This is a genomic window from Actinoplanes sp. NPDC051343 (assembly GCF_044455125.1).
Classification (GTDB): Bacteria; Actinomycetota; Actinomycetes; order Mycobacteriales; family Micromonosporaceae; genus Actinoplanes.
This window is the reverse complement of the sequence record NZ_JBITEL010000003.1, coordinates 1-26565: the sequence shown is the minus strand read 5'-3', so window position 1 is coordinate 26565 and position 26565 is coordinate 1. Positions and strand designations below refer to the sequence as shown.

Here is a 26565-nt window from a genome sequence, read left to right as displayed (position 1 = left end):
AACCCGACCACTACGAGACTTAGGGGCACTGACGCGCGACTAGGCACGCAGTTCGCGGTCGAGGATGTCGAAGAGCTCGCCGGCGCTCGCCGAGGCAATGTCGCCGTCCTTCTCCGGAGGCGATTCGCGTTCCGCCCAGCGAGCGGCCAGGGACTGGATGTGGTCGGTGATCCGACGGTGCTGCTCGGCGTCCGGGCCCGAGCTCAACGCGGCCTCGAGGGTGTCGCGAACCGCGGTCAGCTCCCGGTCGAGCAGCGCGGCCGGCGGCGGCGCGAGCAAGCCGTCGAGCAGCTCGGTGACCGCTTCCGGGGTCGGAGCGTCGAAGATGAGGGTGGCCGGCAGGGTGGTTCCCGTGGCCGCGGCGAGCCGGTTACGCAGCTCCAGGCCGGAGACGGAGTCGAAGCCCGCATCGAGGAAGCCCCGCCGGGCCGGGAGGTCGCTCCCGTCGCCGTATCCGAGCACCGCCGCGGCCTCGTCGAGCACGAATGCCCGGAGCTCCTCGCGGCGACGGGCGGGCGGCATCGAGGACACGCCGGCAAAGCGCGCGGCCAGCGGCGATCTCCCGCCGGCCGGCCCTCGATCGCCCCGGGCCTCAGCCGCCCTGGTTCCGGCTACCCCAGTTCCGGCCGCCCCGGTTGCGAGCAGAGTCCGGAACACCGGCTGCTCCGAGTCCATCGCACGCAGGTCGAGCCGGGCCGCCACGACCGCCGGTTCCGGACCGGCCATCACCAGATCGAGCAGGGCCAGGCCCTCCTCGGTGGACAGGGCGCCGATCCCGGCCCGGGCCATCCGCGACCGGTCACGGTCGGTCAGGCCGGCGGTCATCCCGCTGTTCTCCGCCCAGGGCCCCCACGCGATCGCGACCGCGGGCCGGCCGAGTGCGTGGCGTCGGCACGCGATCGCGTCCAGGGCCGCGTTCGCCGCCGCGTAAGCCGCCTGACCGGCCGCGCCCAGGGCACCGGCGACCGACGAGAACAGCACGAACGCCGACAGAGGCTGGTCGCGGGTCAGTTCGTCCAGGTGTTCGGCGGCGACGGCCTTGGCCCGCAGTACCGGCATGAGGCGGGACCGGTCGAGCGAGGTCAGCACGCCGTCGTCGAGGACACCGGCCAGGTGCACGACCGCGGTCAGCGCCCGACCGGCCAGCAGCGCGGCGAGAGCGGGACGGTCGGCCGCATCGCAGGCGGCGATCTCCACTCGTACGCCTGAAGCGGTCAACTCGGCGGCCAGGACGTCCGCCCCGGGCGCGGCGGTCCCCCGCCGGCTGATCAGGAGCATGTCCTGTACGCCATGGTGCCGTGCGAGGTGGCGAGCCGTGAGGGCGCCCAGCCCGCCCGTGCCACCGGTGATCAGTACGGTCCCGTCTCCGAAGCCGCCACCGCTTCCACCGGACGCCGGCAGCCGGACCAGGCGCGACGTGAGCAGCCGGCCCTCGCGTACGAATAGTTCGGTCTCCCCCGCCGGCAGCGACAGCTCCCCGGCCGGCAGCTCGTCGTCCGGCCGGCTGCCGTCGGTGTCCACGAGGAGGAAGCGTCCCGGGTTCTCCAGCTGGGCCGACCGGACCAGACCCCGGACCAGGGCCTGCGCGGGATCGACGTCCGCGCCCCGGGTGACGATCACGCTGAGCGGGCCGGGCCTCGCGATCCGCTCCTGAACCGTCTCGAGGGCCCAGGCGGCCGTCGTGGCCAGGTCACCCGTCTCCACCGTCACGATCTCGTGTTCCCCGATCGGCGGACCTTCGGGGCACGGCACCCGGTCCAGCCTCAGCAACAAGCCGGTGCCGCCGGCCGCGGCCACCTCGACCGCACCGGCGGCCCGCGAGACCAGCTCGCCGACCTGGGCGACCGGCCGACCGTCCGCATCCGCGATCGCGATGGACACCCGGTCGCCGTCGTGGCGCCGGATCCGCACCCGCAGCCAGGTGGCACCGGGAGCGGCGATCCGTACACCGGCGAGCGCGTAGGGGAGCATGACCCCGCTCTCGTCGCCCGCCGTCACCATCCCGCCGTGCTGCACGGCGTCGAAGAGCGCCGGGTGGAGGTCGTATCCGGTGTCGGCGGCCAGCACGCCGGGCAGTTCGAGCTCGGCATAGGTGTCGTCACCGGAACGCCAGAGTGCGGTGAGGGCCCGGAACGACGGGCCGTAGGCATAGCCACGGCCGGCGAGTTCGTCGTAGACCCCGGTGACGGGGACCGGCTCGGCGGCGGGTGGCCACGGCCCGATCTCGAGTCCGGGCGCGGGCTCGTCGGCGGTGACCGTACCGGTCGCGTGCCTCGTCCACGGCCCGGACTCGTCGCCGGCCGGGCGGGAATGGATGCTCACCCGGCCGTCCCCGCTCACAGCCACCCGTACGTCGACGAGCGCGGGCACCGCCATCGGCGCCGACAGCACGAGCTCGGCCAGCACCGGTTTCCCGCAGCGGGCACCGGACCAGCAGGCCAGCTCGACCAGCGCCGTACCGGGAAGCACCACCGATCCGAGCATGCGGTGGTCGGCGAACCAGGGAGCGCTGCCGGGCGAGAGCCGCCCGGTGAAGATCATCCCGTCGTCGGCCGGGTTCGCGATCGCCGCGCCGAGCAGCGGGTGCCCGGCGGCCGGCGAACCGGAGAGCGACGGGCCGGGGTGGCCGGCCGCATGCTCGTCGGACCAGAACCGCCGCCGCTGGAAGGGGTAGGTGGGCAGGTCGACGTGGGCGTACGGGCGGTCGGTGAAGAACGCCGACCAGTCGACGGGCACGCCGCGTACGTAGGCGGTCGCCGCCGCCGTGACGGCGTGATGTTCCTCATCGCCCTCGCGCCGCAGCACCGGCACGAATGCGGCGCCCTCGACGCAGGACTCGCCCAGCGTGCTGAGCGTCGCGTCCGGCCCGATCTCCACGAACGTGCCGGTGCCGAGTTCACGCAACCGCCGTACGGCGTCGAGGAACCGGACCGGTTCCACCGCGTGGCGTATCCAGTGGTCGGCCGAACCCAGCTCCTCGGCGGTCACCGGGGATCCGGTCCGGGTGGAAACCACCGGGATGCGCATCGGGCCCGGGGTGAGCCCGTCGAGCACGGTCCGGAAACGGTCGAGCATGGGCTCCATCAGCGGGGAGTGGAACGCGTGCGAGACCCGCAGCTGCCGGCCACCCACGGCCTGAACGGCCTCGGCCGTACCGGACACGACGACGGCCCGCGGCCCGTTGATCGCGGCGATGACCGCCCCGCCGGGCAGGACGGCTCGCACCTCCTCGGCCGAGGCGCGCACCGAGGCCATCGCGCCGCCCTCGGGCAGCGCCTGCATGAGCCGCCCCCGCGCGGCGATCAGCGCACAGGCGTCGGGCAGGGTGAACACCCCGGCCACGTGGGCCGCCGCGATCTCGCCGATCGAATGACCGGCCACGTGGTCGGGCCGCATCCCCCACGATTCGAGCAGGCGGAACGTGGCCACCTCGAGCGTGAAGAGGGCGGCCTGGGTGAACTCGGTCCGGTCGAGCGCGGGACCGCCGGTACGGATGATCTCCGCCACGGGCGCGGTGAGGTGCCGGTCGATCTCGGCGCAGACCTCGTCGAACGCGGTCGCATAGACCGGAAAGGCACGCCGCAGGCCCTCCCCCATACCGGCCCGCTGGGCGCCCTGGCCGCCGAAGAGGAACGCCGTCCGGGGCTCGGAGGCGTCCCCGAGCAGAGGCGCCTCGAGCGCACCTCGCAGATCGGCGACGTCGCGGCCGACGACGGCGGCGCGGTGCTCGAAGGCGGTCCTCGTCGACCAGAGCGCGAATGCGACGTCGGACGCTGCCGGCCCGGCCGGCCTCGATCCGGCGGCCGGCAGCCGGGCCAGCCGGGCGTCGCGGGCCGCCGGCGTCCGGCCCGAGACCAGCCACGGCACGACCGGCCGCCGCTCGCTGCCCGAGCGGCCGGGTTCGGCGGCCGGGGCCTGCTCGATGATCACGTGGGCGTTGGTGCCGCTGATCCCGAACGACGACACCGCGGCGCGGCGCGGACGACCGTGCGAGGGCCACGGGACGGTCCCGGTCAGCGGGCTCACCGGCCCGGCGCTCCAGTCGACGTGCGGGGTCGGTTCGGTGAGATGCACGATCCGGGGCAGGACGCCGTGCTCGATCGCCTTGACCATCTTGATGATCCCGGCGACTCCGGCCGCTGCCTGCGTATGGCCGAGATTGGACTTGACCGAGCCGAGGAGGAGCGGGGAGAGCGAGGCGGGACGGTCCTTCCCGTACGTCGAGAGGATCGCCTGAGCCTCGATCGGATCGCCGAGCCGCGTGCCGGTGCCGTGGGCCTCGACCGCGTCGACATCGGCCGGCGCGAGCCCGGCCGAAGCCAGCGCCGCCCTGATCACACGCTGCTGGGAGGGCCCGTTCGGAGTGGTCAGGCCACTCGACGCACCGTCCGAGTTGACCGCGCTGCCGGTGACCACGGCCAGGACCCGGTGGCCGTGGCGCCGGGCGTCGGAGAGCCGCTCCAGTACGACGAGGCCGGCCCCCTCCGAGCAGCCGGTGCCGTCGGCCGCGGCGGAGAAGGACTTGCACCGCCCGTCGGCCGCCATCCCGCGCTGACCGCTGAAGTAGACGAACATGTCCATCGTGGTCATCGCGGTCACGCCGCCGACCAGGGCCAGGTCGCACTCGCCCCGGCGCAGCGCCTGGCCGGCCCAGTGCAGGGCGACCAATGATGACGAGCAGGCGGTGTCGACGGTGACGGCCGGTCCCTCCAGACCCAGGTGGAAGGCGATCCGGCCGCTCACGATGCTGCCGTCGCTCGTGCCCGGGCCGTAGTCGTGGTACATCACACCCGCGAAGACCCCGGTCCGGCTGCCGCGCAGCGAACGCGCCTCGATTCCGGACCGTTCGACCGCCTCCCACGCCACCTCCAGCAGAACCCGCTGCTGGGGATCCATGGCCAGGGCCTCGCGCGGTGAGATACCGAAGAACTCCGGGTCGAAGTCGGCAAGGTTCTCGATGAATCCGCCCTCGCGGGTGATCGTGCGGCCGGGCTTTCCGGGCTCCGGGTCGTAGGTGCCGACGACGTCCCAGCCCCGGTCGTCCGGGAACGGCGTGACCGCGTCACCGCCCGCCTCGACCAGCTCCCACAGCTCTTCGGGTGAGGTGACTCCACCGGGATAGCGGCAGGCCATGCCGACGATGGCGAGCGGCTCACGTGCGGCCCGGCGCAGGTTCTCGTTGTCGCGTACCGACCGGCGCAGCGCCTCGACGATCTGATTGACCGAGTTCTCCATGACAGCCTCTCGTTCACTCGTCGGCGGCCAGCGCGGCGCGGACCAGGTCGTCCACCGACATCTCCTCGACCGGGACCGGCGCCGGGTTCGCCATCTCGAGCAGCCGGTCGAGCAGGCCGCTCTCGCGCAGCCGCTGGAGCGGGATGCCGGTCAGCGCCGCGCGTACCGCGGCCTCGTCCGCCGGGGGATCGGGTGCCGGGGCATCGGGTGCGAACTCCTCGCTCAACTCGGCGAGGAGGAAGTCCGACAGCACGGCCGGGGACGGGTAGTCGAACATCATGGTGGCGGGCAGCCGCAGGCCGGTCGCGGTCTGGAGCCGGTTACGCAGGTCGATCGCGGCCAGCGAGTCCAGGCCGAGTTCAGTGAAGCCCCGGGTCATGTCGGCCTCGGCCGGATCGTTCCCGCGAACGGCGGCGACCTCGGCACGTACCACCTCGGCGACCGCACGGCGGCGGCCACCGTCGTCCAGGGCCTCGAGCCTCGCGGCCAGCCCGGTGGCCGGAGCCGGCGCCGCCGGCTGCGGGCGGGTCGGGACCGGCGCACCCAGGCCGGCCAGCAGCGCCGGCCGCCGCTCATCGGTGGCCGGCTCGATCCGGATCGGCACCACGACCGGCTCGTCCAGGGCGAGCGCCTCGTCGAACAGGGTCAGCGCGTCGGTGGTGTCCAGCGCGGGCAGGCCGAGCCGGCTCATCCGGCGCAGATCCTCGTCGGTGACGCCGCCACCCAGCGCGGTCCGCTCCCGCCAGAGGCCGAACGCCAGCGCGGTCGCGGGCAGTCCCGCGGCCCGGCGTGCGACGGCGAGCGCGTCCAGATAGCGGTTGGCGGCCGCGTAGTTGGCCTGACCGGCCCCGACCAGCAGGCCCGCGCAGGACGACATCAGCACGAATGCGGTCAGGTTCCGGTCCGCGGTGAGCTCGTGCAGGTGCCGGGCGGCGTCGGCCTTGGGCCGCAGCACCGCCTCCATCTGGTCCTCAGTGAGGTCGCCGGCGAGGGCGTTGTCCATGACTCCGGCCGCATGCACGACGGCGCCGACGGGGTGCTCGTCGAGCAGGCGGGCGAGGGCGTCCCGGTCGCCGACGTCGCACGCGGCGACGGTGACCTCGGCGTCCAGCGAGGCCACCAGTTCGGCCGCGCCCGGGGCCGCCGGGCCGCGCCGGCTGACCAGCAACAGCCGCCGGACGCCGTGCTCGGCGACCAGGTGCCGCGCGATGAGCGCCCCGAGGCCGGCGGTTCCACCCGTGATCAGGACCGCGCGGTCGGCGGGCCAGACCACCGGCGTGGCCGGCCGGCGGGGAGCCGGTGCCAGCCGCGGCACGCGTACTTTGCTCCCCCGGATCGCAGCCTCGGTCACCCCGGTGGCGGTCACCGCGGGCAGGAGACGGTCCGCCTCGGCCGTACCGTCGGTGTCGACCAGGATGAACCGGTCCGGCATCTCCTCGGCGGCGGCCCGGACCAGACCCCAGACCGCGGCCTGCGCGGGATCCGGGACGTCCGCCGTGGCGTCGAGGGTGCACACGAGCAGACGTCCGCGCGCCGGCAGCTCGCGGATCGCGCTCAGCACCCCGGCGAGCACGTCGCGGAGGTCGCCCTTCGGCGTACGCAGGACGGTTACCTCCGGGTCGGGTGCGGCGTGGATCGCCGCCCCCAGCGGCAGTTGCTGCCAGGCCGGCAGGTAGAGCGCGTCGTGCCGTCCGCCGATCGCGGCCGCGGCCTGATTCACCCGTGTGGCGGTGACCGGTCGGACCACGAGCGACCCGACGGTGGCCACCGGACGGCCGGCCGGGTCGAACAACTCCAGGCGTACGGCGTCCGATCCGGGGCCGGCCGCGGGCGCCGCGGTGATCCGTACCCGCAGCCGGGTGGCGCCGGTCGCGTGCAGGGTCACTCCGGCCCAGGCGAACGGCAGCTGGGTGCCACCGACGTCCTGGGGCCGGCGGCCGTACATGAAGTCGGTGGCGCTCAGCGCGGCGTCCAGGATCGACGGATGCAGCCGGAAGCCGGTCGCGGCGGCGCCGTCGGGCAGTGCGACCTCGGCGAACGTCTCCTCGCCCCGCAGCCAGATGCCCCGCAGGCCGCGGAACATCGGGCCGTAGCCGTAGCCCTGGCTGGTCAGATAGTCGTAGACGCCGCTGATGTCCACCGGCTCGGCGCCGGGCGGCGGCCAGGTCGCGTCCGGCAGGACCGGAGGCGGAACCTCGGCGCCGTCCGGGCCGAGGACACCGGAGGCGTTGCGCGACCAGGACGTCGCGGTCTCGGGGCGCGAATAGACGACGAACGTGCGGCGGCCCCGGGGGTCGGCGGCGCCGACCACGGTCTGGACGGCCACCCCGCCGCGCGGCGGCAGCGGCATCACCGCCTCGATGGTGAGCTCCTCGACCAGGTCGCAGCCGACCTCCTCGCCGGCCCGGACCGCCAGCTCGACATAGCCGGTGCCGGGCAACAGAACCGTGCCGAGGACGTCGTGGTCGGCGAGCCACGGGTGGGTGGCAACGGCGAGCCGGCCGGTCAGGGTCACGGTGTCCTCGCCGGGGGCCGGGACCACGGACGAGAGCAGCGGGTGGCCGGCCGGGGTCTGGCCCAGCCCGGCCGGGTCGCCGGAGGCCTCGGGGCCGGCGTCGAGCCAGAACCGGTGGCGCTCGAACCGGTACGGGGGCAGGTCGACCCGGTGCGGGTGGTCGGGCGCGAGGTAGGCGGCCCAGTCCGGTCCGGCCCCGGCGACGTGCAGCCGGGCGAGGGCGTCGAGCAGCACGGCCGAGCCGGGACGGTCCCGGCGCTGGGCCGGCACGGCCAGTTCCTCGCCGCGGATCGCGGCGGCCAGGGCGGCGAGCACCCCGTCAGGGCCGATCTCGAGGCAGGGTCCGGCGGCCAGGCGGCGTACGCCGGCCTCGAACCTCACCGGGCGCAGGATGTGCTGGACCCAGTACTCCGGGGAGGTGACGTCGCCGTCCGTGATGATGGGGACGCATGGTTCGTGGAAGGCGAGTCGCTCGACCACCGCGCGGAACTCCTCGGTCATCGGCGCCATCAGCGGCGAGTGGAAGGCGTGTGACACGTCCAGGTAGGTGACCTTGCGACCCTCGGCCCGGAACCGCAGCGCGATCTCCTCGACCGCCGCCCGATCCCCCGACACCACGATCGACCGCGGCCCGTTGATCGCGGCCAGGCCGGCCGACGGGCCGAGCAACGGTGTGACCTCGTCCTCGGTGGCCTGGATCGAGACCATGGCACCGCCCTCCGGCAGCGCCTGCATCAGGGCGCCCCGGGCGGTGACCATCGCGCAGGCGTCGGCCAGGTCGAGGACGCCCGCGACGTGGGCCGCGGCGATCTCACCGATCGAGTGCCCGAGACAGGCCCCCGGCGTCAGGCCCCACGACTCGAGCAGACGGCACATGGCCACCTGAAGGGCGAAGATGGCCGGCTGGGTCCAACGGGTGGCGCCGAGCAGCGCCGAGGTGGCGGTACCGGGCTCGGCGAACATGACGTCGCGCAGCCCTGGATCGAGCAGCGCGAAGACCTCGTCGAGGGCGTCGGCGAACACCGGATGATCGCGGTAGAGGTCATGACCCATACCGGGCCACTGGCCGCCCTGCCCGGAGAAGAGGAAGGCGGGCGCGGCCTCCATAGGCGCGACGACGCCGGTGACGACGCCGGGCACGGTGTTTCCGGACGCCAGCGCCGCCAGCCCGGCCAGCGCGCCGGCACGGTCGGCGGCCAGGACCACGGCCCGGTGGCGCAGCGCACTGCGGGAGGTCGCACGGGCGTACGCCACGTCGGCCAGCCGCTGTTCCGGCCGTGCCTCCAACTGCTCCAGCAACGCCGCGGCCTGCTCGGGCAGGTTGTGCCCGGCGGCCGACAGGACCAGCGGCACGATCGGCAGAGTGTCCGGGCCGGCATCGACCGGTTCCGTCGCCGGCGCCTCCTCCAGCACAACGTGCGCGTTGGTACCGCTCAGCCCGAACGACGAGACAGCGGCACGGCGCGGCCGGCCGGTGACCGGCCACGGGACGGGCGAGGTGAGCAGCCGTACCGCGCCCGCGCTCCAGTCCACCTGGGGGCTGGGTTCGTCCACGTGCAGCGTTCGCGGGAGCCGGCCGTTCCGCAGTGCCATCACCATCTTGATGACGCCGCTGACGCCGGCCGCGGCCTGCGCGTGACCGATGTTCGATTTGACCGAGCCGAGCCACAACGGCCGATCAACCGGCCGGTTCTGACCGTACGTGGCCAGCAACGCCTGCGCCTCGATCGGATCACCCAACCGAGTACCCGTACCGTGCCCCTCCACCGCGTCCACCTCGTCCGGAGCCAGGCCGGCCGCCCGCAACGCCTGCCCGATCACCCGCTGCTGGGACGGCCCGTTCGGCGCGGTCAGCCCGTTGGACGCACCGTCGTTGTTGACCGCGCTCCCCCGGACCACGGCGAGCACCGGGTGCCCGTTACGGCGGGCGTCCGACAGCCGTTCCAGGACCAGGATGCCGATGCCCTCCGCCCAGGCCGTACCGTCGGCGGCCGCGGCGAACGCCTTGCACCGCGCGTCCGGGGCGAGCCCGCGCTGACGGCTGAAGTCGACGAAGATGTCCGGGTCGGGCATCACCGTGACACCGCCGGCCAGCGCCAGGTCGATCTCGCCCGCGCGCAGGGCCTGACCGGCCATGTGCATCGCGACCAGCGAGGACGAGCAGGCGGTGTCGACGGTGACGGCCGGTCCTTCCAGGCCGAGCACGTACGCGACCCGGCCCGACGCGATGCTGCCCGCGCTGCCGTTGCCCAGATAGCCGGAGAGGTCGTCGGGTACCTCGCGCAGGCGGCTGCCGTACTCGTGGTACATCAGGCCCGCGTACACGCCGGTGCGGCTGCCCCGCACCGCCCGGGGATCCAGGCCCGCGCGCTCCAGCGCCTCCCACGAGGACTCGAGCAGGAGCCGCTGCTGCGGGTCCATGGCGAGCGCCTCCCGAGGCATGATCCCGAAGAACTCCGGATCGAATTCGGCGGCGTCGTAGAGGAAGCCGCCGCTCGTCACGTAGGTGCGGCCGGGGGTCCCAGGCTCCGGATCGTGGAGCGCCGCGGTGTCCCAGCCGCGGTCGGACGGGAACTCGCCGATCGCGTCGCGTCCCTGGTCGACCAGCGCCCACAGATCCTCGGCGGACCGTACACCGCCCGGGAAACGGCAGCTGATCGCGACGATCGCGATCGGCTCCGCGGCGTCCACCGCGGCCGTGGTTTCGTCGCGGGGCGTGGCCGTGGTTCCGTCGCGGGGCGCGGCCGGCCCGGCCAGCATCCCGCTGAGCAGTTCCGCCACCGCCCGCGGGTGGGGCTGGTCGAACACCAGCGTGGCGGGCAGGGTCAGGCCGGTCGCGGCGCCGAGTGCGTTGCGCAGTTCGACCGCGGCCAGCGAGTCGACACCCAGGTCCCGGAACGCCCGGCCAGGCTCGATCGCCTCCGGCCCGGGGTGGCCGAGGATCCGAGCCGCCTCGCTGCGCACCAGGTCGAGCAGATCACGTTTCGGAACCTCGGCGCGGGGCGTGGTGGCCACCGGCCGGGGCCGGGCCGGGACCAGGCCGCGAAGCAGCGCGGGCACCGGATCGGTCCGGGACGCCAGGTCCACGACGAGCGGGGTCACCACGGGACGGCCGGACGCCACGGCCCGGTCGAACGCGTCGAGGCCTTGCGGCACGGTCAGCGCGGGCAGGCCGAGCCGGCGCATCCGGGCCAGATCGGCGTCGGTGAGTGCTCCGCCCAGCCCGGTGTCGTACGCCCACATGCCGTAGGCGATCGAGGTGGCCGGCAACCCGCCGGCGGCCCGCTCCACGGCGAGGGCGTCGAGGGCGACGTTGCTCGCCGCGTAGGCGGCCTGCCCGGCGGCCAGCACCTGGCCGGCCGCCGAGGAGAGCATCACGAACGCGGTCAGCGGCCGGCCGGCGACCAGTTCGTGCAGGTGCCGGGCCGCCTCCGCCTTGGGGGCCAGCACCGCACCGAGCCGTTCCCGGTCGAGATCGCCGGCCAGTCCGTTGTCGACCACGGCGGCGGCGTGCACGATCGCGGTGATGTCGGTGCGCTCCAGAAGAGCGGCCAGCGCCGCCCGGTCGGTGACGTCGCAGGCGACGACCGTGACCTCGGCCTCCAGCCCGGCCACGAGCTCGGCCGCGCCGGGCGTGTCCATCCCGCGGCGGCCGGCCAGCAGCAGACTCCGGGCACTGTGCTTGCCGACCAGATGGCGGGCCAGCAGAGCACCGATCCCGCCCAGGCCTCCGGTGATCAGTACGGTCCCGGTGTTCCACGGGTTGCCGGCCGGCTCGGGGTCGGGGACGCGGACGAGACGCGGGCGCAGGAAACGGCCACCCCGCAGCGCCAGCTCGTCCTCGTCGGGAAGTGCGTCCGGAAGTGCGCCCGGCTCGCCGTCCACCTCCAGCAGCGTGAAACGCCCCGGGCTCTCGGCCTGGGCGGCCCGTACCAGCCCCCAGACCGCGGCCTGGAACGGATCCCCGCCGTCGGTGACCACGGCCAGCCGGTCGCCCGAGTCCTGGTGCAGCCACGCGCGGACCGCGTCGAGGGTCGCGCCCGTGGTCTCCCGGAAGTCGCCGGTCGGAACCCGGAAGAACTCCAGGCGGCGGCCCGGCGACACCGGGCCGGCCGGCTCCCACACGATCTCGTGCAGGGCCGCGGCGGTCGCGGTGACCGGCCGGGACACCATGGACTCGACCGTGAGCACGAGCCGGCCCGTACGGTCGGCGAACTCCATCGCGGACACCTCGGCCCCGCGAATCCGGCGGACGTGCACCCGCAGGCCGGTGGCACCCCGCTCGTGCAGGGTGACGCCGGCGAACGAGAACGGCAGCAGCGTCTCGCCCGGCTCGAGCAGATCGGCGTGCATAGCGGCGTCGAACAGCGCCGGATGCAGGGCGTAGCGCGCGGCCTCGGCGTGCCGGTCGGCGGGCAGTTCAACCTCCGCGAACAGCTCGTCCTCGCCGGCCCAGGCCCGGCGCAGGCCCTGGAATACCGGCCCGTAGTCGTAGCCGCGGCGGGCCAGGAACGCATAGGCGTCGTCGACCGCGATCTCCGGGACGGCCGGAGGCCAGGCGACCGGATCACCGGCCGTCGCCCGGGCCGGCCCGACGCGGCCGGTCGCGTGCCGGATCCAGGCGTCGCCATCCTCCGGGCGGGCGTGGACGGCGGCCCGCCGGCTCCCGGCCGCGCCGGGTGCGCTCAGCACGACCTGGATCAGCGTACGAGCGGCCGGGACGAGCGGACTCTCCAGGACCAGCTCGTCGATCCGGCCGCAGCCGACGTGGGCCGCCGCGGTCAGGAGCAGATCGACGTACGCCGTCCCGGGCAGCAACACGCGGCCGAGCACCCGGTGATCGCCGATCCACGACCGGCCGTCCGCGGCCAGCACACCGGTGAACGTGACCTCGCCGGTGCCGGCCGCGGTCATCGCGGCGGTGAGCAGCGGGTGCGCGACCGGTTCGAGGCCGGCCTCGCGCACGTCCGGGCCGCCGACGCCGTCCCACCAGTAGCGGCTGCGCTGGAAGGCGTAGGTCGGCAGTTCGACCGGGGTGGCCGGGCCCCCGAAGAAGGCGGCCCAGTCGACGGTGCCGCCGGTCGCGTGCAGGTCGCCGAGGGCTCGGACGAGGGTTCGCGGCTCGGGGTGATCGCGACGCATCAGCGGGAGGAAAACGGCGTCCCCGTCCGATGAGGCAGGCCCGAGAGCCGACAGCACCGCGTCCGGGCCGAGCTCCAGGAACGTGGTGACGCGGCGCTCGGTCAGGTTCCGGACGGCGTCGGCGAACCGTACCGGCTCGCGGATCTGCCCGGCCCAGTAGTCGGGCGTGACCGGGTCGGCGGGTTCGCCGGTGACCGTGGAGACGATCGGGATCCGCGGTTCGTGGAAGGTCAGCCCGGCCGCCACCGCCCGGAACTCGTCCAGCATCGGCGTCATGAGCGCGGAGTGGAACGCGTGCGAGACGGAGAGCCGGCGCGAACCGGGGAATCGGGCCGCCACCGACGAGACCGCGTCCGCCTCGCCGGAGATCACCACCGACTCGGGCCCGTTCACGGCGGCCAGGCCCACGGACGGGCCGAGCAGCGGCGTGACCTCGGCCTCGGACGCCCGGATCGCGGCCATCGCACCGCCGCCGGGGAGTTCGGACATGAGCCGTCCGCGAGCCGTCACGAACCGGGCCGCATCCGGGAGGGACCAGACCCCCGCGGCGTACGCGGCGGCCAGCTCGCCGATCGAGTGTCCGGCCACCAGGTCGGGCCGTACGCCCCAGGACTCCAGGAGGCGGAACAGCGCGACCTCGACGGCGAACAGCGCCGGCTGGGCGTACTTCGTGTCCTCCTCGCCGAGCACGGTGGCCAGCGGCCGGTCCAGATGCTGGTCCAGCTCGGCCGAGACCTCGTCGAACGCGGCCGCATAGGCCGGATAGTGCCGATGCAGCTCCATCCCCATGCCCGGCCGCTGGGCGCCCTGGCCGGTGAAGAGGAACGCGAGCTTCCCGTCCCTCGGTGTCCGTCCGCCGTCCACCGAGGCAAGTCCGGCCGCCAGCTCGTCGTCGCCGGCCGCGACCACGACCGCGTTGCAGGCGAGCCGCGCCCGGGTGGTGGCCAGCGCGCGGGCCGTCCGGACGTCGGAGCTCACGCCGGCGAGCCGCCCGGCCTGGGCCCGCAGCGCCGCCGGCGTGGCACCGGAGATCAGCCAGGGCAGCACCGGGTGGTCCGGCGCCGGGTGGTCCGGCACCGGGCCCTCCGGCGCAACGGCGTCGCCCTGCTCCAGGATGACGTGGGCATTGGTGCCGCTGATCCCGAACGAGGAGACACCGGCCCGGCGCGGGCGGCCCACCGACGGCCACCGGATCGGCTCGTGAAGCAGCCGGACCGCGCCCGCATCCCAGTCCACCTGGCCGGACGGCGTCTCCGCGCGCAGCGTGCGGGGAAGCTCGCCGTGCCGCATGGCGAGCACCATCTTGATCACGCCGGCCACGCCCGCCGCAGCCTGTGTGTGTCCCAGGTTCGATTTGACCGAGCCGAGCCACAACGGCCGATCAACCGGCCGGTTCTGACCGTACGTGGCCAGCAACGCCTGCGCCTCGATCGGATCACCCAACCGAGTACCCGTACCGTGCCCCTCCACCGCGTCCACCTCGTCCGGAGCCAGGCCGGCCGCCCGCAACGCCTGCCCGATCACCCGCTGCTGGGACGGCCCGTTCGGCGCGGTCAGCCCGTTGGACGCACCGTCCGAGTTGACCGCCGAACCCCGTACGACGCCCAGCACGCGGTGACCGTTGCGGCGGGCGTCCGAGAGCCGTTCCAGCAGCAGCAGGCCGACACCCTCGCTCCAGCCGGTGCCGTCCGCCCCGGCCCCGAACGACTTGCAGCGCCCGTCCGGGGCCAGCCCGCCCTGCCGCCGCATGTCGATGAACGTGTCCGGCGTGGACATCACGGTGACACCACCCGCGAGGGCGAGTCCGCATTCGCCGTGGCGCAGCGCCTGGGCAGCCCAGTGCAGCCCGACCAGGGAGGACGAGCAGGCGGTGTCGACGGTGACAGCCGGCCCTTCGAGGCCGAGGGCGTACGCGACCCGGCCCGACACGACGCTGCCGAGGCTCCCGTTGCCGTGATAGCCGGCCAGGTCCTCGGGGAGCGGGCCGAGCCGCAGTCCCCAGTCGTGGTACATCACGCCGGCGAACACCCCGGTGTCGCTGCCGCGCAACGTGTGCGGGTCGAGGCCAGCCCGTTCGATCGTCTCCCAGGCCGTCTCCAGCAGCAGCCGCTGCTGCGGATCCATGGCCTGCGCCTCCCGCGGCGAGATGCCGAAGAATCCGGCGTCGAACAGCGGAGCGTCGTGGAGGAAGCCGCCGGCTCCCTCCACGGTCCAGCCTCGATCGTCCGGGAAGTCGCCGATGGCGTCACCGCCGTCGCGGACCAGCCGCCAGAGATCCTCGGGTGACTCCACGCCGCCCGGGTAGCGGCAGGCCATGCCGATGATGGCGATCGGCTCGTCGTTCGCCGTTGTCACCGGCCGTGTCTCGGCCGTCGCCGCGCCGCCGGACAGTTCGTTCAGGTGCCTGGCCAGCGCGGCCGGGTTGGGGAAGTCGAACGTGACGGTCGGCGCCAGCCGCAGGCCGGTGGCGGCGATCAGGCGGTTGCGCAGATCGAGCGCGGCGAGCGAGTCGAAGCCGATCTCCTGGAACGCGCGGCCCGGCTGGACGTCCCCGGGGCCGTCGTGGCCGAGCACGGCGGCGGCCTCGGCGCGTACCAGGTCCAGCAGCGCCTCGGCGTCCAGCCGGACCGGCGTTCGCGCGACCGCGGGGGCCCGCGGAACGAGGCCACGCAACACGGCCGGGACATCGGTGCGCGAGGTCCGCACGTCCACCCGGATCGGCACCACCGCCGGATCGGCACCGGCCAGCGCGGTGTCGAGCAGGGCGAGGTTCGCGTCGGCCGGCAACGGATGCAGGCCGAACCGGGCCATCCGGGCCCGCGCGGCGGCGTCCAGGCCGGCGCCCATACCGCCGGCGTCCGCCCAGAGGTTCCAGGCCAGCGAGGTGGCGGGCCGCCCCTCGGCGGCACGGAACGCGGCCAGCGCGTCCAGGAACGCGTTCGCGGCGGCGTAGTTGCCCTGGCCGGCCCCGTCGATCAGGGAGGCCGTGGACGAGTAGAGCACGAACGCGGCGAGCGGCCGGTCGCGCGTCAGCTCGTGCAGATGCCACGCACCGTCGACCTTGGCCCGGAACACGGTCTCGAACCGGTCCGGCGTCAGCGCGGTCATCACGCCGTCGTCGATGGCGCCGGCCACGTGCACGACGGCGGTGAGCGGACGGTCGTCGGGGATGCTGTCGATCAGTGCGCCTACGGCGTCCCGGTCGCCCACGTCGCAGGCGACCACCCGCGCGCCCGGGATGTCGGCGGGCGTACGGGCGGCGACGACCAGATGGCGGACGCCGTGGACGCTCCGGAGGTGCTCGACGAGCAGCCGGCCGAGTCCCCCGGTTCCACCGGTCACCAGGACGGTGCCGTCCGGATCCCAGGGTGCGCCCGGCCCGGCCGGGGCGGCGGGGCCCAGCCGGGGCACCAGCAGCCGCCCGTCGCGCAGCGCGAACTCGGGCTCGCCGGTGCGAGCGGCGTCGGCCAGGGCCGCGGCCGAGGCATCCGTGCCGTCGACGTCGGCGAGCCCGAACCGGCCCGGGTATTCGGCGAGCGCCGCCCGCACCAGGCCCCAGACCGGCGCCTGGGCCGGGTCGGGGTGATCACCGGTGGCGTTACGGGTGACGACCACGAGCCGGTCGGCGGCCGGGTGATCGGCGGCGATCCACGCCTGTATCGCACCCAGCACCCCGGCCACGGCCTCGCGGGCCGCCGCCGGAACGCCGGTCGCGGCGGCCGGCGGGCAGTGGTGCAGGACGATCTCGCCGGGCGCCTCGGCGGCGGCGAGTGGCCGCGGGTGCCAGCGCACGACATGCAGGTCGTCGGGAACCAGGCCGGCCGCCCGCAGCACGGCCCCGTCGACCGGGCGGACCGTGAACGACAGCACCGTGGCGACCGGGTTGCCGCGCCCGTCGGCGAGGCTCAGCGCCACGGTCTCCGGTCCGGTCGCGGTGATGGTGGCGCGAACCATGGTGGCGCCCGGCCGGTGAAGCGTGACGCCGCCGAAGGAGAACGGAATCCGGACGCCCGTCGTCCCCGGCTCGGGCAGGGCGAAGTCGGCGGCCTGGAGAACCGCGTCGAGCAGCGCGGGGTGCAGGCCGAACCCGGCCGGCTCGCCGTCGGGCACCACGACTTCGGCGTACGCCGCGCCGGCCGTCTTCCACACGCGACGCAGCCCCTGGAAGGCGGGCCCGTACTCGTACCCCTGGGCCGCCAACCGCGGATAGAGGTCGCCGACCTCGACCGGCCGGGCCCCGGGTGGTGGCCATGCGACGTCGGAGACGTCCTGCGGTACGTGCCCGGACCGGGCCGTTCCGTGCGCATGCCGGGTCCATGCCCCCTGCGGCCGGCGGGACCAGACGGCCAGTTCGCGGCGCCCGTCCGGGTCGGCGGGACCGACCGTCACCTGCAGGGCGACCTGCCCGGAGGCCGGCGCGGCGAGCGGGGTGCCGAGCACGAGCTCGTCGACCGTGCCGCAGCCGGCCTCCTGCGCGGCGCGCAGTGCGAGGTCGACGAAGGCGGTCCCCGGCACCAGGTTCGTCCCGGCGATGACATGGTCGGCGAAGAACCCGGGGGCCATCATCCCGGTCAGCACGACCGTGCCGGTGCCGGCCACCCCGACCGGGGCACCGAGCAGGGGGTGATCGGATCCGGCCGTCCGGCGCACGTCGGCCAGCCAGAACCGGCGGTGCTGGAAAGGATAGGTGGGCAGGGGTATTCGGCGGCCGGGCCGATCGGTGGCGGCCGACGGGGTGCGCGCCATCACCGTCGCGGCAGCGGTGGCGACCGCGCGGGCCTCATCGCGGCCCCGGCGCAGCGTCGGGACGACCGTCACGTCCATTTCCGCGGCCAGCCCGGTCAGCACGGGATCCGGGCCGACCTCGAGGAACGTGCGTACGCCGTGGGCGGACAGCCAGCCGACGGCGTCGCGGAACCGGACCGCCTCGCGGACGTGCCGCACCCAGTAGCCGGGAGCGGTGAGGTCGGTGGCCGAGGCGATCGCGCCGGTCAGGGTCGAGACCAGCGGGATCTTCGGCGCCCGGAGATCGAGCAGCGACGCGACCTGCTCGAACTCGGTCAGCATGGGCTCGATCAACGGCGAGTGGAACGCGTGGCTGACCCGCAGCCGCTTGGTGCGGCGACCCAGGCTCTCGAAATGGGCGGCCACCCGGGTGACGGCGCCGGCCGATCCCGACACCACGACCGCCCGGGGCCCGTTGATCGCGGCGACGTCGACGTCCGGCCCGAGCAGGGGCCGCACCTCGTCCTCGGACGCCTCCACCGCGGCCATCGCGCCGCCTCCGGGGAGCGCCTGCATGAGCCGGCCACGGGTGGCCACCAGCAGGGCGGCGTCGGCCAGGTCGAACACCCCGGCGACGTGCGCGGCGGTCAGCTCGCCGAGCGAGTGGCCGGCGACGTAGCCCGCACGGACGCCGTACGACTCCAGCAGCCGATAGAGGCCGAGCTCGACGGCGAACAGGGCGGACTGCGCGTACGCGGTCCCGTCGAGCGGTTCCGGGTCGTCGCCGTCGAGGATCTCGGCCAGCGGGCGTGGCAGCTGGAGGTCGAGGTGGCCGACGGCGTCGTCGAAGGCGTCGGCGAACACCGGGGAGGCGGCGTGCAGCTCGCGCCCCATCCGCAGGTACTGGCTGCCCTGCCCGGTGAAGAGGAGGGCGGGGCCGAGAGGTTCGGCGAGGTCGGGCGCCCGTTCGCCGGAGGCCACCGCGGCGAGCTCGTGCAGGAGATGGTCGCGGTCGAGGGCGGCGATCCCGGCCCGGAACGGATGGGTGGCCCGGGTCGTCGCCAGCGAGTGCGCGAGGTCGGCCGGGGTGATCCGCTCGTCGGCCCGGACCGCGTCGGCGAGGCGGGCGGCCTGGTCACGCAGGGCGGCCTCGTCGCGGGCCGAGACGACGGCGGCCGACCACCCGGCCGGCGCCGGGTCCTCGTCGAGGGGGTCGCCCCCGTGCTCGGGCGCCGATTCCAGGATGAGGTGGGCGTTCGTGCCGCTCACGCCGAACGACGAGATCCCGGCACGCCGCGGGGCGTCGCCCGCGGGCCACGGGGTGGCCTCGGCGAGCAGCTCGACCGCACCCGAGCTCCAGTCCACACGCGACGTCGGGGCGTCGATCCAGAGGCTTCGCGGCAGCAGGCCGTGCCGCATCGCCTCCATCATCTTGACCACTCCGGCGACGCCGGCGGCGGCCTGCGTGTGTCCCAGGTTGCCCTTGACCGACCCCAGCCGCAGCGGGCCGGCCGGCCGGTCCGGTCCGTACGCGGCGAGCAGCGCCTGCGCCTCGATCGGGTCGCCGAGCTCGGTGCCGGTGCCGTGCGCCTCGACCGCCTGCACGTCGCCGGGCCGGAGTCCGGCGTCGGCGAGCGCCTGCCGGATGACCTGCTGCTGTGCGCGCCCGCTGGGCGCGGTGAGCCCGTTGCTGGCGCCGTCGGAGTTGACCGCCGACCCGGCGATCACGGCCAGCACCGGATGCCCGTTGCGCCGGGCGTCTTCGAGCCGTTCCAGGACGAGCATGCCGGCGCCCTCGGCGAACCCGGTGCCGTCGGCCGCCTCGGCGAACGGCTTCGGCACACCGTCCGGGGCCAGGCCCCGCTGGCGGCTGAACGCGGTGAACGTGCCGGGCGAGCCCATGACGGCAACACCCCCGGCCAGCGCGAGGCCGCATTCGCCCTGCCGGAGCGCACGGGTGGCCAGGTGCAGGGCGACGAGCGAGCCGGAACAGGCGGTGTCGACGGTCAGGGTCGGGCCTTCCAGTCCGAGGGTGTACGCGACCCGGCCCGAGATGACACTCGGCGCGTTGCCGGTGAGCAGGTGGGCGTCGAGCCCGTCCGGCGCCTCGTGCAGGCGCATCGCGTAGTCCTGGGGTTCCGCGCCGACGAAGACGCCGGACCGGCTGCCACGCAACGACTCCGGGTCGATGCCGGCTCGTTCGAGCGCCTCGAACACGGTCTCCAGCACGATCCGCTGCTGCGGGTCCATTGCGGACGCTTCACGCGGCCCGATGCCGAAGAAGGCGGCGTCGAAGTCGCCGGCTCCCTCCAGGAAGCCGCCGCGGCGCACGTACGTGGTGCCGGGTGTCCCGGGATCGTCGGAGAAGAGCGAACCGAGGTCCCAGCCACGGTTCTCGGGGAAGCCGGTGAACGCGTTCCGCTCCTCGACGAGCATTCGCCACAGGTCTTCGGGCGACCCGACTCCGCCCGGGAAACGGCAGCCGACGCCGACGATCGCGATCGGACCGCCGCTCGGCGCCGGGGCCGGGGCGGGCGCCGGTTCCCCGGCCGTGTCCCCGGCGAGCAGCTCGCGCAGATGCGTGGCGAGCCGGGCCGGGGTGGGGTGGTCGAATCCGACCGACGGCGGCAGGGACAGGCCGGTCGCCTCGGCCAGCCGGCTCTGGAGAGCGACCAGGCCGAGCGAGCCGACACCCTGTTCGAGCAGCGGCCGATCCGGGTCGGCGTCCCGTGGCGCCTCCGGGTCGATACCGGCGAGCACCTCCGCGACCTGCTCACGGACCAGGTCGAGAAGCACCCGATGCTGCTCACCGGCCGGCAGCCCGGCGAGATCCGGACCGTGCTGATCGGACGTCTTTCTCATCAACCCACCCCGCGCGGATCTGTGGCCACCGAACCTGGAAAAAATAGTTTCGGAATCGCTCCTACTGTCAACCCCTACCCCATGCACAGCCCCTAACAACGGCCGGAAAGGTTCGCACCGGGCGCGCCGGCTGATAGCTTCGTCGTCCATGAAGGGAATCCTTCTGGCCGGTGGATCCGGCACGCGGCTACGACCGCTTACCCAAGTCATTTCGAAGCAGATGCTGCCGGTCTACGACAAACCGATGATCTATTACCCGTTGTCGGTACTGATGCTGGCCGGTGTCAGCGAGATCCTGGTCATCTCGTCACGTGCTCATCTGCCGATGTTCGAGGCTCTTCTGGGTGACGGAAGCCACCTGGGCCTGAAGATCGATTACTCCGAGCAGCCCCGGCCGAATGGCATTGCCGAGGCATTCCTGATCGGCGCCGATCACATCGGTGACGACAATGTCGCCCTGATTCTCGGCGACAACGTATTCCACGGACTCAATTTCTCCCAAACCCTCGTGCAGCAGGCCGCCCACGTCGACGGTTGCGTTTTGTTCGGTTACAGGGTGCACGATCCGGAGGGTTACGGCGTCGCCGAACTGGACGCGGCCGGGCGGCTGATCGGGATCGAGGAGAAACCGGTCCGGCCGCGATCCGACCTGGCCATCACCGGCCTCTATTTCTACCCGAGCGACGTGGTCGACATCGCCAAGAACCTGCGGCCCTCGGCGCGCGGCGAACTGGAGATCACCGACGTGAACCTGGAGTACCTCCGGCAGGGCCGGGCCCGCCTGGTCAACCTCGGCCGAGGCTTCGCGTGGCTCGACACCGGCACCCGCGACAACCTGCTCCAGGCCAGTCAGTACGTACAGACGATGGAGCAGCGCCAGGGACTGCGCATCGCCTGCCTCGAAGAGGTGGCGCTGCGTATGGGCTTCATCGACCACGAGTCCTGCCAGCGCCTCGCCGCCGGCTACGGCGGCAACGACTACGGGGAGTACCTCCGAGCCATGGCCGCCGACCTGGCCCGGCCGCAGGGCTGACCACTACGACGAAGGGCAGCCGCATCCGTGGATCTCATACACGATCTTCTGGCCGAAACCGCTCGGCGGACACCGGACGCGGTCGCGGTCCGGGACGCCACCGGCGCGTGGACGTACGCCGAACTGGCCGATCAGGCCGGGCGATTCGCCGGCTGGCTGTCCGCTCAGGGCGCCAGTCCCGGTGACCGAGTGCTCGTCCAGCTGCCGACGACCCGGGAACTGGTCGCGATGTTCTTCGGCACGGTCGCGCGGGGAGCGATCTTCGTCCCGATCAACCCGGCCATGAAGCCGTACCACCTGACCTGGGTGACGGCCAATGCCAAGCCCGAACTCGTGATCACCGACGAGGAGAGGGCGCCCGCGTTCACGGCCCTCACCTCGGCACCGGTTCGCCCGCTGCCCGAGGTGACCGCCGAGCTGGACCGGGTGCCGGCGGCCGCACCGGTCCCGGTCGAGCCGTCCGACGTGGCCGCGCTGGTCTACACCTCGGGCAGCACGGCCCGGCCCAAGGCGGTCGTCTGCCCGCACGCGCAGGTCGTCTTCGCCACCCGGGCGATCACCACGATGCTCGGCTACCGCGCCGACGACGTGGTGCTGTGCCGGTTCCCGATGTCCTGGGACTACGGGCTCTACAAGGTACTGATGACCTGCGCGGTAGGCGCCGAGGTGGTGCTGGCCGGCGAGGAGTCGGACCTGAGCCTGCTCGGGCGCATGCGCGATACCGCCGCGACCATCGTGCCGATCGTGCCGTCGCTGGCCAAGATGATCGCCACCCTCACCAAGCGGGACACCGGCGCCCGGCCGCCGATCCGCATGTTCACCAACACCGGGGCCGCCCTGTCCCCCTCGATCGTGGAGGCGCTTCGCGAGCGCTTCCCGGGCGCTCGTGTCGTACGCCAGTTCGGCCAGACCGAGTGCAAACGCATCAGCATCATGCCGCCCGACGAGGAGCTCGAGCGGCCCGGATCGGTGGGCCGCCCGCTGCCCGGCACGACGGTCACGATCCTCGGCCCGGGCGACGAGGTTCTGCCGCCGGGCGAGATCGGCGAGATCGTGGTGTCCGGCCCCCACGTGATGCCCGGTTACTGGAACGCGGACGAGATCAGCGAGCGCACGTTCGGCCGCACCGGCCGGCTGCTGCGTACCGGCGACTACGGCCACCTCGATGAGGACGGTTATCTCTATTTCCAGGGACGCCGGGACGACATGTTCAAACGCAAGGGCATCCGGATGAGCGTCCTGGAGATCGAGGCGGCCGCCATGGACGTTCCGGGTGTGCTGGCCGCCGCCGCGGTGCCGCCCTCGGACCGGCACGACCTCGCGCTCTTCGTGGAGGGTGAGGTGACCGCCAAGACCGTACTGCGGGAGCTGCGGTCCCGGCTGGAGCCGGCGAAGGTTCCGTCCGTGTGCCGGGTGCTGGCCGAGTTCCCGCTGACGCTGCACGGGAAAAGCGCCCGCGAGGTCTTCGCGAACATGCTCTGACCCGATCACGACTTGGAGGGGCCGGCGGAACCATCCGCCGGCCCCTCCGTCATCGGGTCAGCCAGCTCTCGATCGCCGCCGCGGTGCTCGCCGCGTCGTCCTCCACCAGGGTGAAGTGATTGCCCGGCACGGTCACCACGCTCTCGGCCGAGTCCCAGTCCGCCTGCCACACCTGTTCCGCGTCCTGCGGGGTGTAGAACAGCTCGGCCGGCCGCACGAACAGCACCGGTGTCGCGATGTCGTCGAGCGGCACGGCCGGCATGAGGTCGAGGTACCGGCTCATCCCGGTGAGGCGCGCCGCCGTGAAGCCGCCGAACGCGGACTCCGCGTCGAGGAGTCCGGCGGCGAGCCGGCCGAAGACGTCCTCCTTGTCGTCGTCCTCGATCCGGTACGTGTCCAGGAGCACCACGCCCTGCGGCCCGTGCCCCTCCCGCTCCAGGCGACCGGCCACGGCCTGTGCGAACAGGCCGCCCGACGAGTAGCCGGCCAGCACGTACGGGCGGTCCCCGGCCGCCCGGCCGACCGACATGGTCATCGCGTCGAGAGCCGCCTCGACGGTCGCCGGCAGTGGTTCCGCCGCCTCGAAACCGACCACCGGCAGCGCCAGCACGGTCCGCTTGCCCCGCAGGTGGCCGGCGATCCTCGCGTATTGATGGACGCCGGCCGTCGCCATCGGCGTACTGAGGAAGATCAGCATGGTCTCGGCCGTCCCCTCGGCGAGCCGGACCGGCCCGTGAACCGTGTCAAGCCGATCCGTGGTCGCGAACTCGGGACGCAGCTGGGCCGCGGCGCGCAGCAGCGTCAGTCCGGTCTGCAGCAGGCCGCCGGCGACCGCGACCCGGAAGAGGTCGCTGAGCGTCTCCGCGTCCGGCGCGGGTTCGGGCGCGGGTGCCACCTCGGTGGCCAGCAACCGGGCCAGTCCCTGGGCGGTCCGGCAGTCGAAGACCACCATGGACGGCAGGGTCAGCCCGGTCGCGGCGTTCAGTTCGGCCCGCAGCTCCATGGCGGTGAGCGAGTCGAAGCCGGACTCCAGGAAGTCCCGGTCGGGCGCGATGTCGTCCGGACCGGCGTGACCGAGCACGGCGGCCGCCCTCCGTCGCACCAGGTCGAGGAGGTACGCCTCACGCCTGGCCGGATCCAGTCCGGCCAAGTCCCGGCCTACCGGATCGGGATCCTGCCCGGCGCGACCACGTGCCGCGACGACTTCCCGCAGCAGAGGGGGCACCTCGTCCCGGCCGCGTTCCAGTCGGATCGGCACCAGCACCGGCTCGTCCCGGGCGGTGGCCGCGTCGAACAGGGCCAGCCCCTCGGCAACGGTCAGCCCGCCGTGCCCGCCGCCCATGCCCTCGTCCCAGCGTCCCCAGGCCAGGGACTGCCCGGCCCGGCCCGCGCTACGACGCTCGGCCATCAGCGCGTCGAGGAACGCGTTGGCGGCCGCGTAGTTGCCCTGCCCCGGGTTGCCGAACACGCCGGCCGCAGAGGAGAACACCACGAAGCGCGAGACGTCACCGGCCAGTTCGTGCAGGTGGCGGACCGCGTCGACCTTGGGCGCGAAGACCCGGCCGATCCGCTCCGGCGTGAGCAGGGCGACAATCCCGTCGTCCACCAGGCCCGCCGTGTGCACGATCCCGGTGATGTCCCGGCCGTCGATCAGCGCCGCGACCGCGTCCCGGTCGGACAGATCACAGGCGTACGCGGTGACCCGGGCCCCGAGCCGCTCGAGTTCGGCGATGAGCGTGCCGACGCCCGGGGCATCGGGTCCGCGCCGACCGGCCAGGAGCAGTTCTTTCACGCCGCGCCCGGCCACCAGATGCCGGGCCAGGTGATGCGCGAGAGCCCCGCCGGCGCCGGTCAGCAGAACGGTTCCGCCCGGCACGAAGTCGCCCTCGGCCGGTTCCACTGGGACCCGTACGAGCCGGGGGACGAACACCTGACCGTCGATCACTCGGATCTCCGGCTCTCCCGCCCCGAGCACGAGATTCTCGTCGGCCGCCTCGCCCAGCAGGACGGACCCGGGGCTCTCCGACTGCGCCGAACGCACCAGGCCGCCGACGGCCGCACCGGCCAGGTCGCCCCGGGTCAGCACGACGAGCGGCCGCGGGTCGTCGAGATGCTCCTGGAGGCGGGCGAGAACCGCGTCGACGGCCTCGCGTACGTCCGTCTGCTCGACCCGGTGTACGACGGCGTCGGCGCGGCGCGGGCGTACGTCGGGAAGCGGCCGCCACGCCAGCCGGAAGAGGGCGTCGGCTCCCGGCGGCGGCACGGTCGTCCGGCGCAGCACGATCGCCCCGATTTCGGCGACCGGCGTGCCGTCGGCCGCGCTGAGGTGCAGGGCATAGGTGTCCGGCCCGGCGGGTTCGACGCGTGCGGTGACGGCCGTGGCGCCCGGCGCGTGGACGACCACGTCCCGCCAGACGTGCGGCAGGGCGGCCTCGTCCTGCTCGCCGCGAAGCAGGAAGATCGCGTGCAGGGCCGCGTCGGCGAGCGCGGGCTGCAGGTGGAAGCCGTCTCCGCTCAGGTTTCCGGGCAGGCTGACCTCCGCGACGACGCCGCCCCCGTCCCGCCGGGCGCTCCGCAATCCGCGGAAGGCGCCCTCGTAGGCAAGTCCGGCCTCGGCGAGCTCCTCGTAGAACCCGTCCAGGCCGATCGGCTCCCCGCTGCCGGGCCGGGCGGGTCCGGACGGTTCGGCCGGCTCGGCGGTGGAGGCCGCCAGGAGCCCGGTGGCGTGGATCGCCCAGTCATCGGCCGGGCCGGTGCGGGCGTGGATCGTGAAGGGCAGGTTGCCGGAGTTTCCGGGAGCATCCACGGTGACCCGCACACCGACGCCCTCGGGCGCCCAGGGAAGCGGGGCGGTCAGGGTCAGCTCGCGCACCTCGGGCGCTCCGGCGGCCGCCCCTGCGGCCAGGGCCAGCTCCACGAACGCCGTGCCCGGGACCAGCACGTTGCCGCCGACCCGGTGTCCCGCCAGCCACGAGGCGGAAAGGCGGCCGGTCAGCAGGAGCGCCCCCGCGGCCCGATCGGTGGAGTTCTCGATGAACGGGTGCGTCCCGCCGCCGGCCAGCCAGGAGTCGGCCAGGTAGGCCCGGGTCGTCAGCCAGTGGCGGGTGTGGTCGAACGCGTAGGTGGGCAGGTCGGCCCAGCGGTAGCCGCGGCCGTCGAGAACCGCGGTCCAGCGGATCGGGAGACCGGAGACCCACAGCCGGCCGGCCGCCTCGAGCACGCCGGCCACCTCGCCGGCCGGGCGGCGGGAAGCCGGCGCGATCAGCACCTCCTCCGGTACGCAGTCCGGGATCAGGGCGCCCAGCACCGAGCGAGGGCTGATTTCCAGGAAGCGGCGGACACCGTCCCGGTGCAGGCGGTCCACGCTGTCGGCGAAGCGGACCGTCCCGGTCAGCTGAGCCGTGAAATACGCCGGATCATCCACCCCGGAACCCACCGTCAACGCCGGTTCCCCGAACTCCAACCCAGCCACCACATCCGCGAACTCACCCGCCACCGGAGCCATAAACCCAGAATGGAAAGCATGCGACACATTCAAACGCCGGCCGCCACCGAACCGGGCCGCCACCCC

At 73.9% G+C, this 26565-nt stretch carries 5 protein-coding genes; 2 read left to right on the top strand and 3 right to left on the bottom strand.

Going from position 1 to position 26565, the window contains the following annotated elements; all coding sequences use genetic code 11:
- Nucleotides 1–39: 39 nt before the first annotated feature.
- Together ACIA5C_RS10715 and ACIA5C_RS10710 are read right to left on the bottom strand one after the other, a co-directional pair.
- Nucleotides 40–5235, bottom strand: a complete 5196-nt coding sequence (locus ACIA5C_RS10715; protein WP_396053116.1) for an SDR family NAD(P)-dependent oxidoreductase — start codon at nt 5233–5235, stop codon at nt 40–42.
- 13 nt (nt 5236–5248) lie between these two features.
- Complete coding sequence (locus tag ACIA5C_RS10710) at nt 5249–20479, bottom strand: SDR family NAD(P)-dependent oxidoreductase (protein WP_396053115.1); 15231 nt, start codon at nt 20477–20479, stop codon at nt 5249–5251.
- Nucleotides 20480–20627: 148 nt separating this feature from the next.
- Between ACIA5C_RS10710 and rfbA the strand changes: the two genes are divergently transcribed.
- Together rfbA and ACIA5C_RS10700 are read left to right on the top strand one after the other, a co-directional pair.
- Nucleotides 20628–21512 carry a glucose-1-phosphate thymidylyltransferase RfbA gene (gene rfbA / locus ACIA5C_RS10705; protein ID WP_396053114.1) on the top strand — a complete coding sequence of 295 codons (885 nt, stop codon included), beginning with the start codon at nt 20628–20630 and terminating at the stop codon, nt 21510–21512.
- 27 nt (nt 21513–21539) lie between these two features.
- Nucleotides 21540–22994: an AMP-binding protein gene (locus ACIA5C_RS10700; protein ID WP_396053113.1), complete on the top strand. Its 1455-nt coding sequence runs from the start codon at nt 21540–21542 to the stop codon at nt 22992–22994.
- 49 nt (nt 22995–23043) lie between these two features.
- Here the strand turns inward: ACIA5C_RS10700 and ACIA5C_RS10695 are convergent, their stop codons facing one another.
- Nucleotides 23044–26499, bottom strand: a complete 3456-nt coding sequence (locus tag ACIA5C_RS10695; protein ID WP_396053112.1) for an SDR family NAD(P)-dependent oxidoreductase — start codon at nt 26497–26499, stop codon at nt 23044–23046.
- Nucleotides 26500–26565 lie beyond the last annotated feature (66 nt).

Coding starts and splice junctions, on each gene's coding strand:
- ACIA5C_RS10715 (WP_396053116.1), bottom strand. CDS start 5,235: ATGGAGAACTCGGTCAATCAGATCGTCGAGGCGCTGCGCCGGTCGGTA.
- ACIA5C_RS10710 (WP_396053115.1), bottom strand. CDS start 20,479: ATGAGAAAGACGTCCGATCAGCACGGTCCGGATCTCGCCGGGCTGCCG.
- rfbA (WP_396053114.1), top strand. CDS start 20,628: ATGAAGGGAATCCTTCTGGCCGGTGGATCCGGCACGCGGCTACGACCG.
- ACIA5C_RS10695 (WP_396053112.1), bottom strand. CDS start 26,499: ATGGCTCCGGTGGCGGGTGAGTTCGCGGATGTGGTGGCTGGGTTGGAG.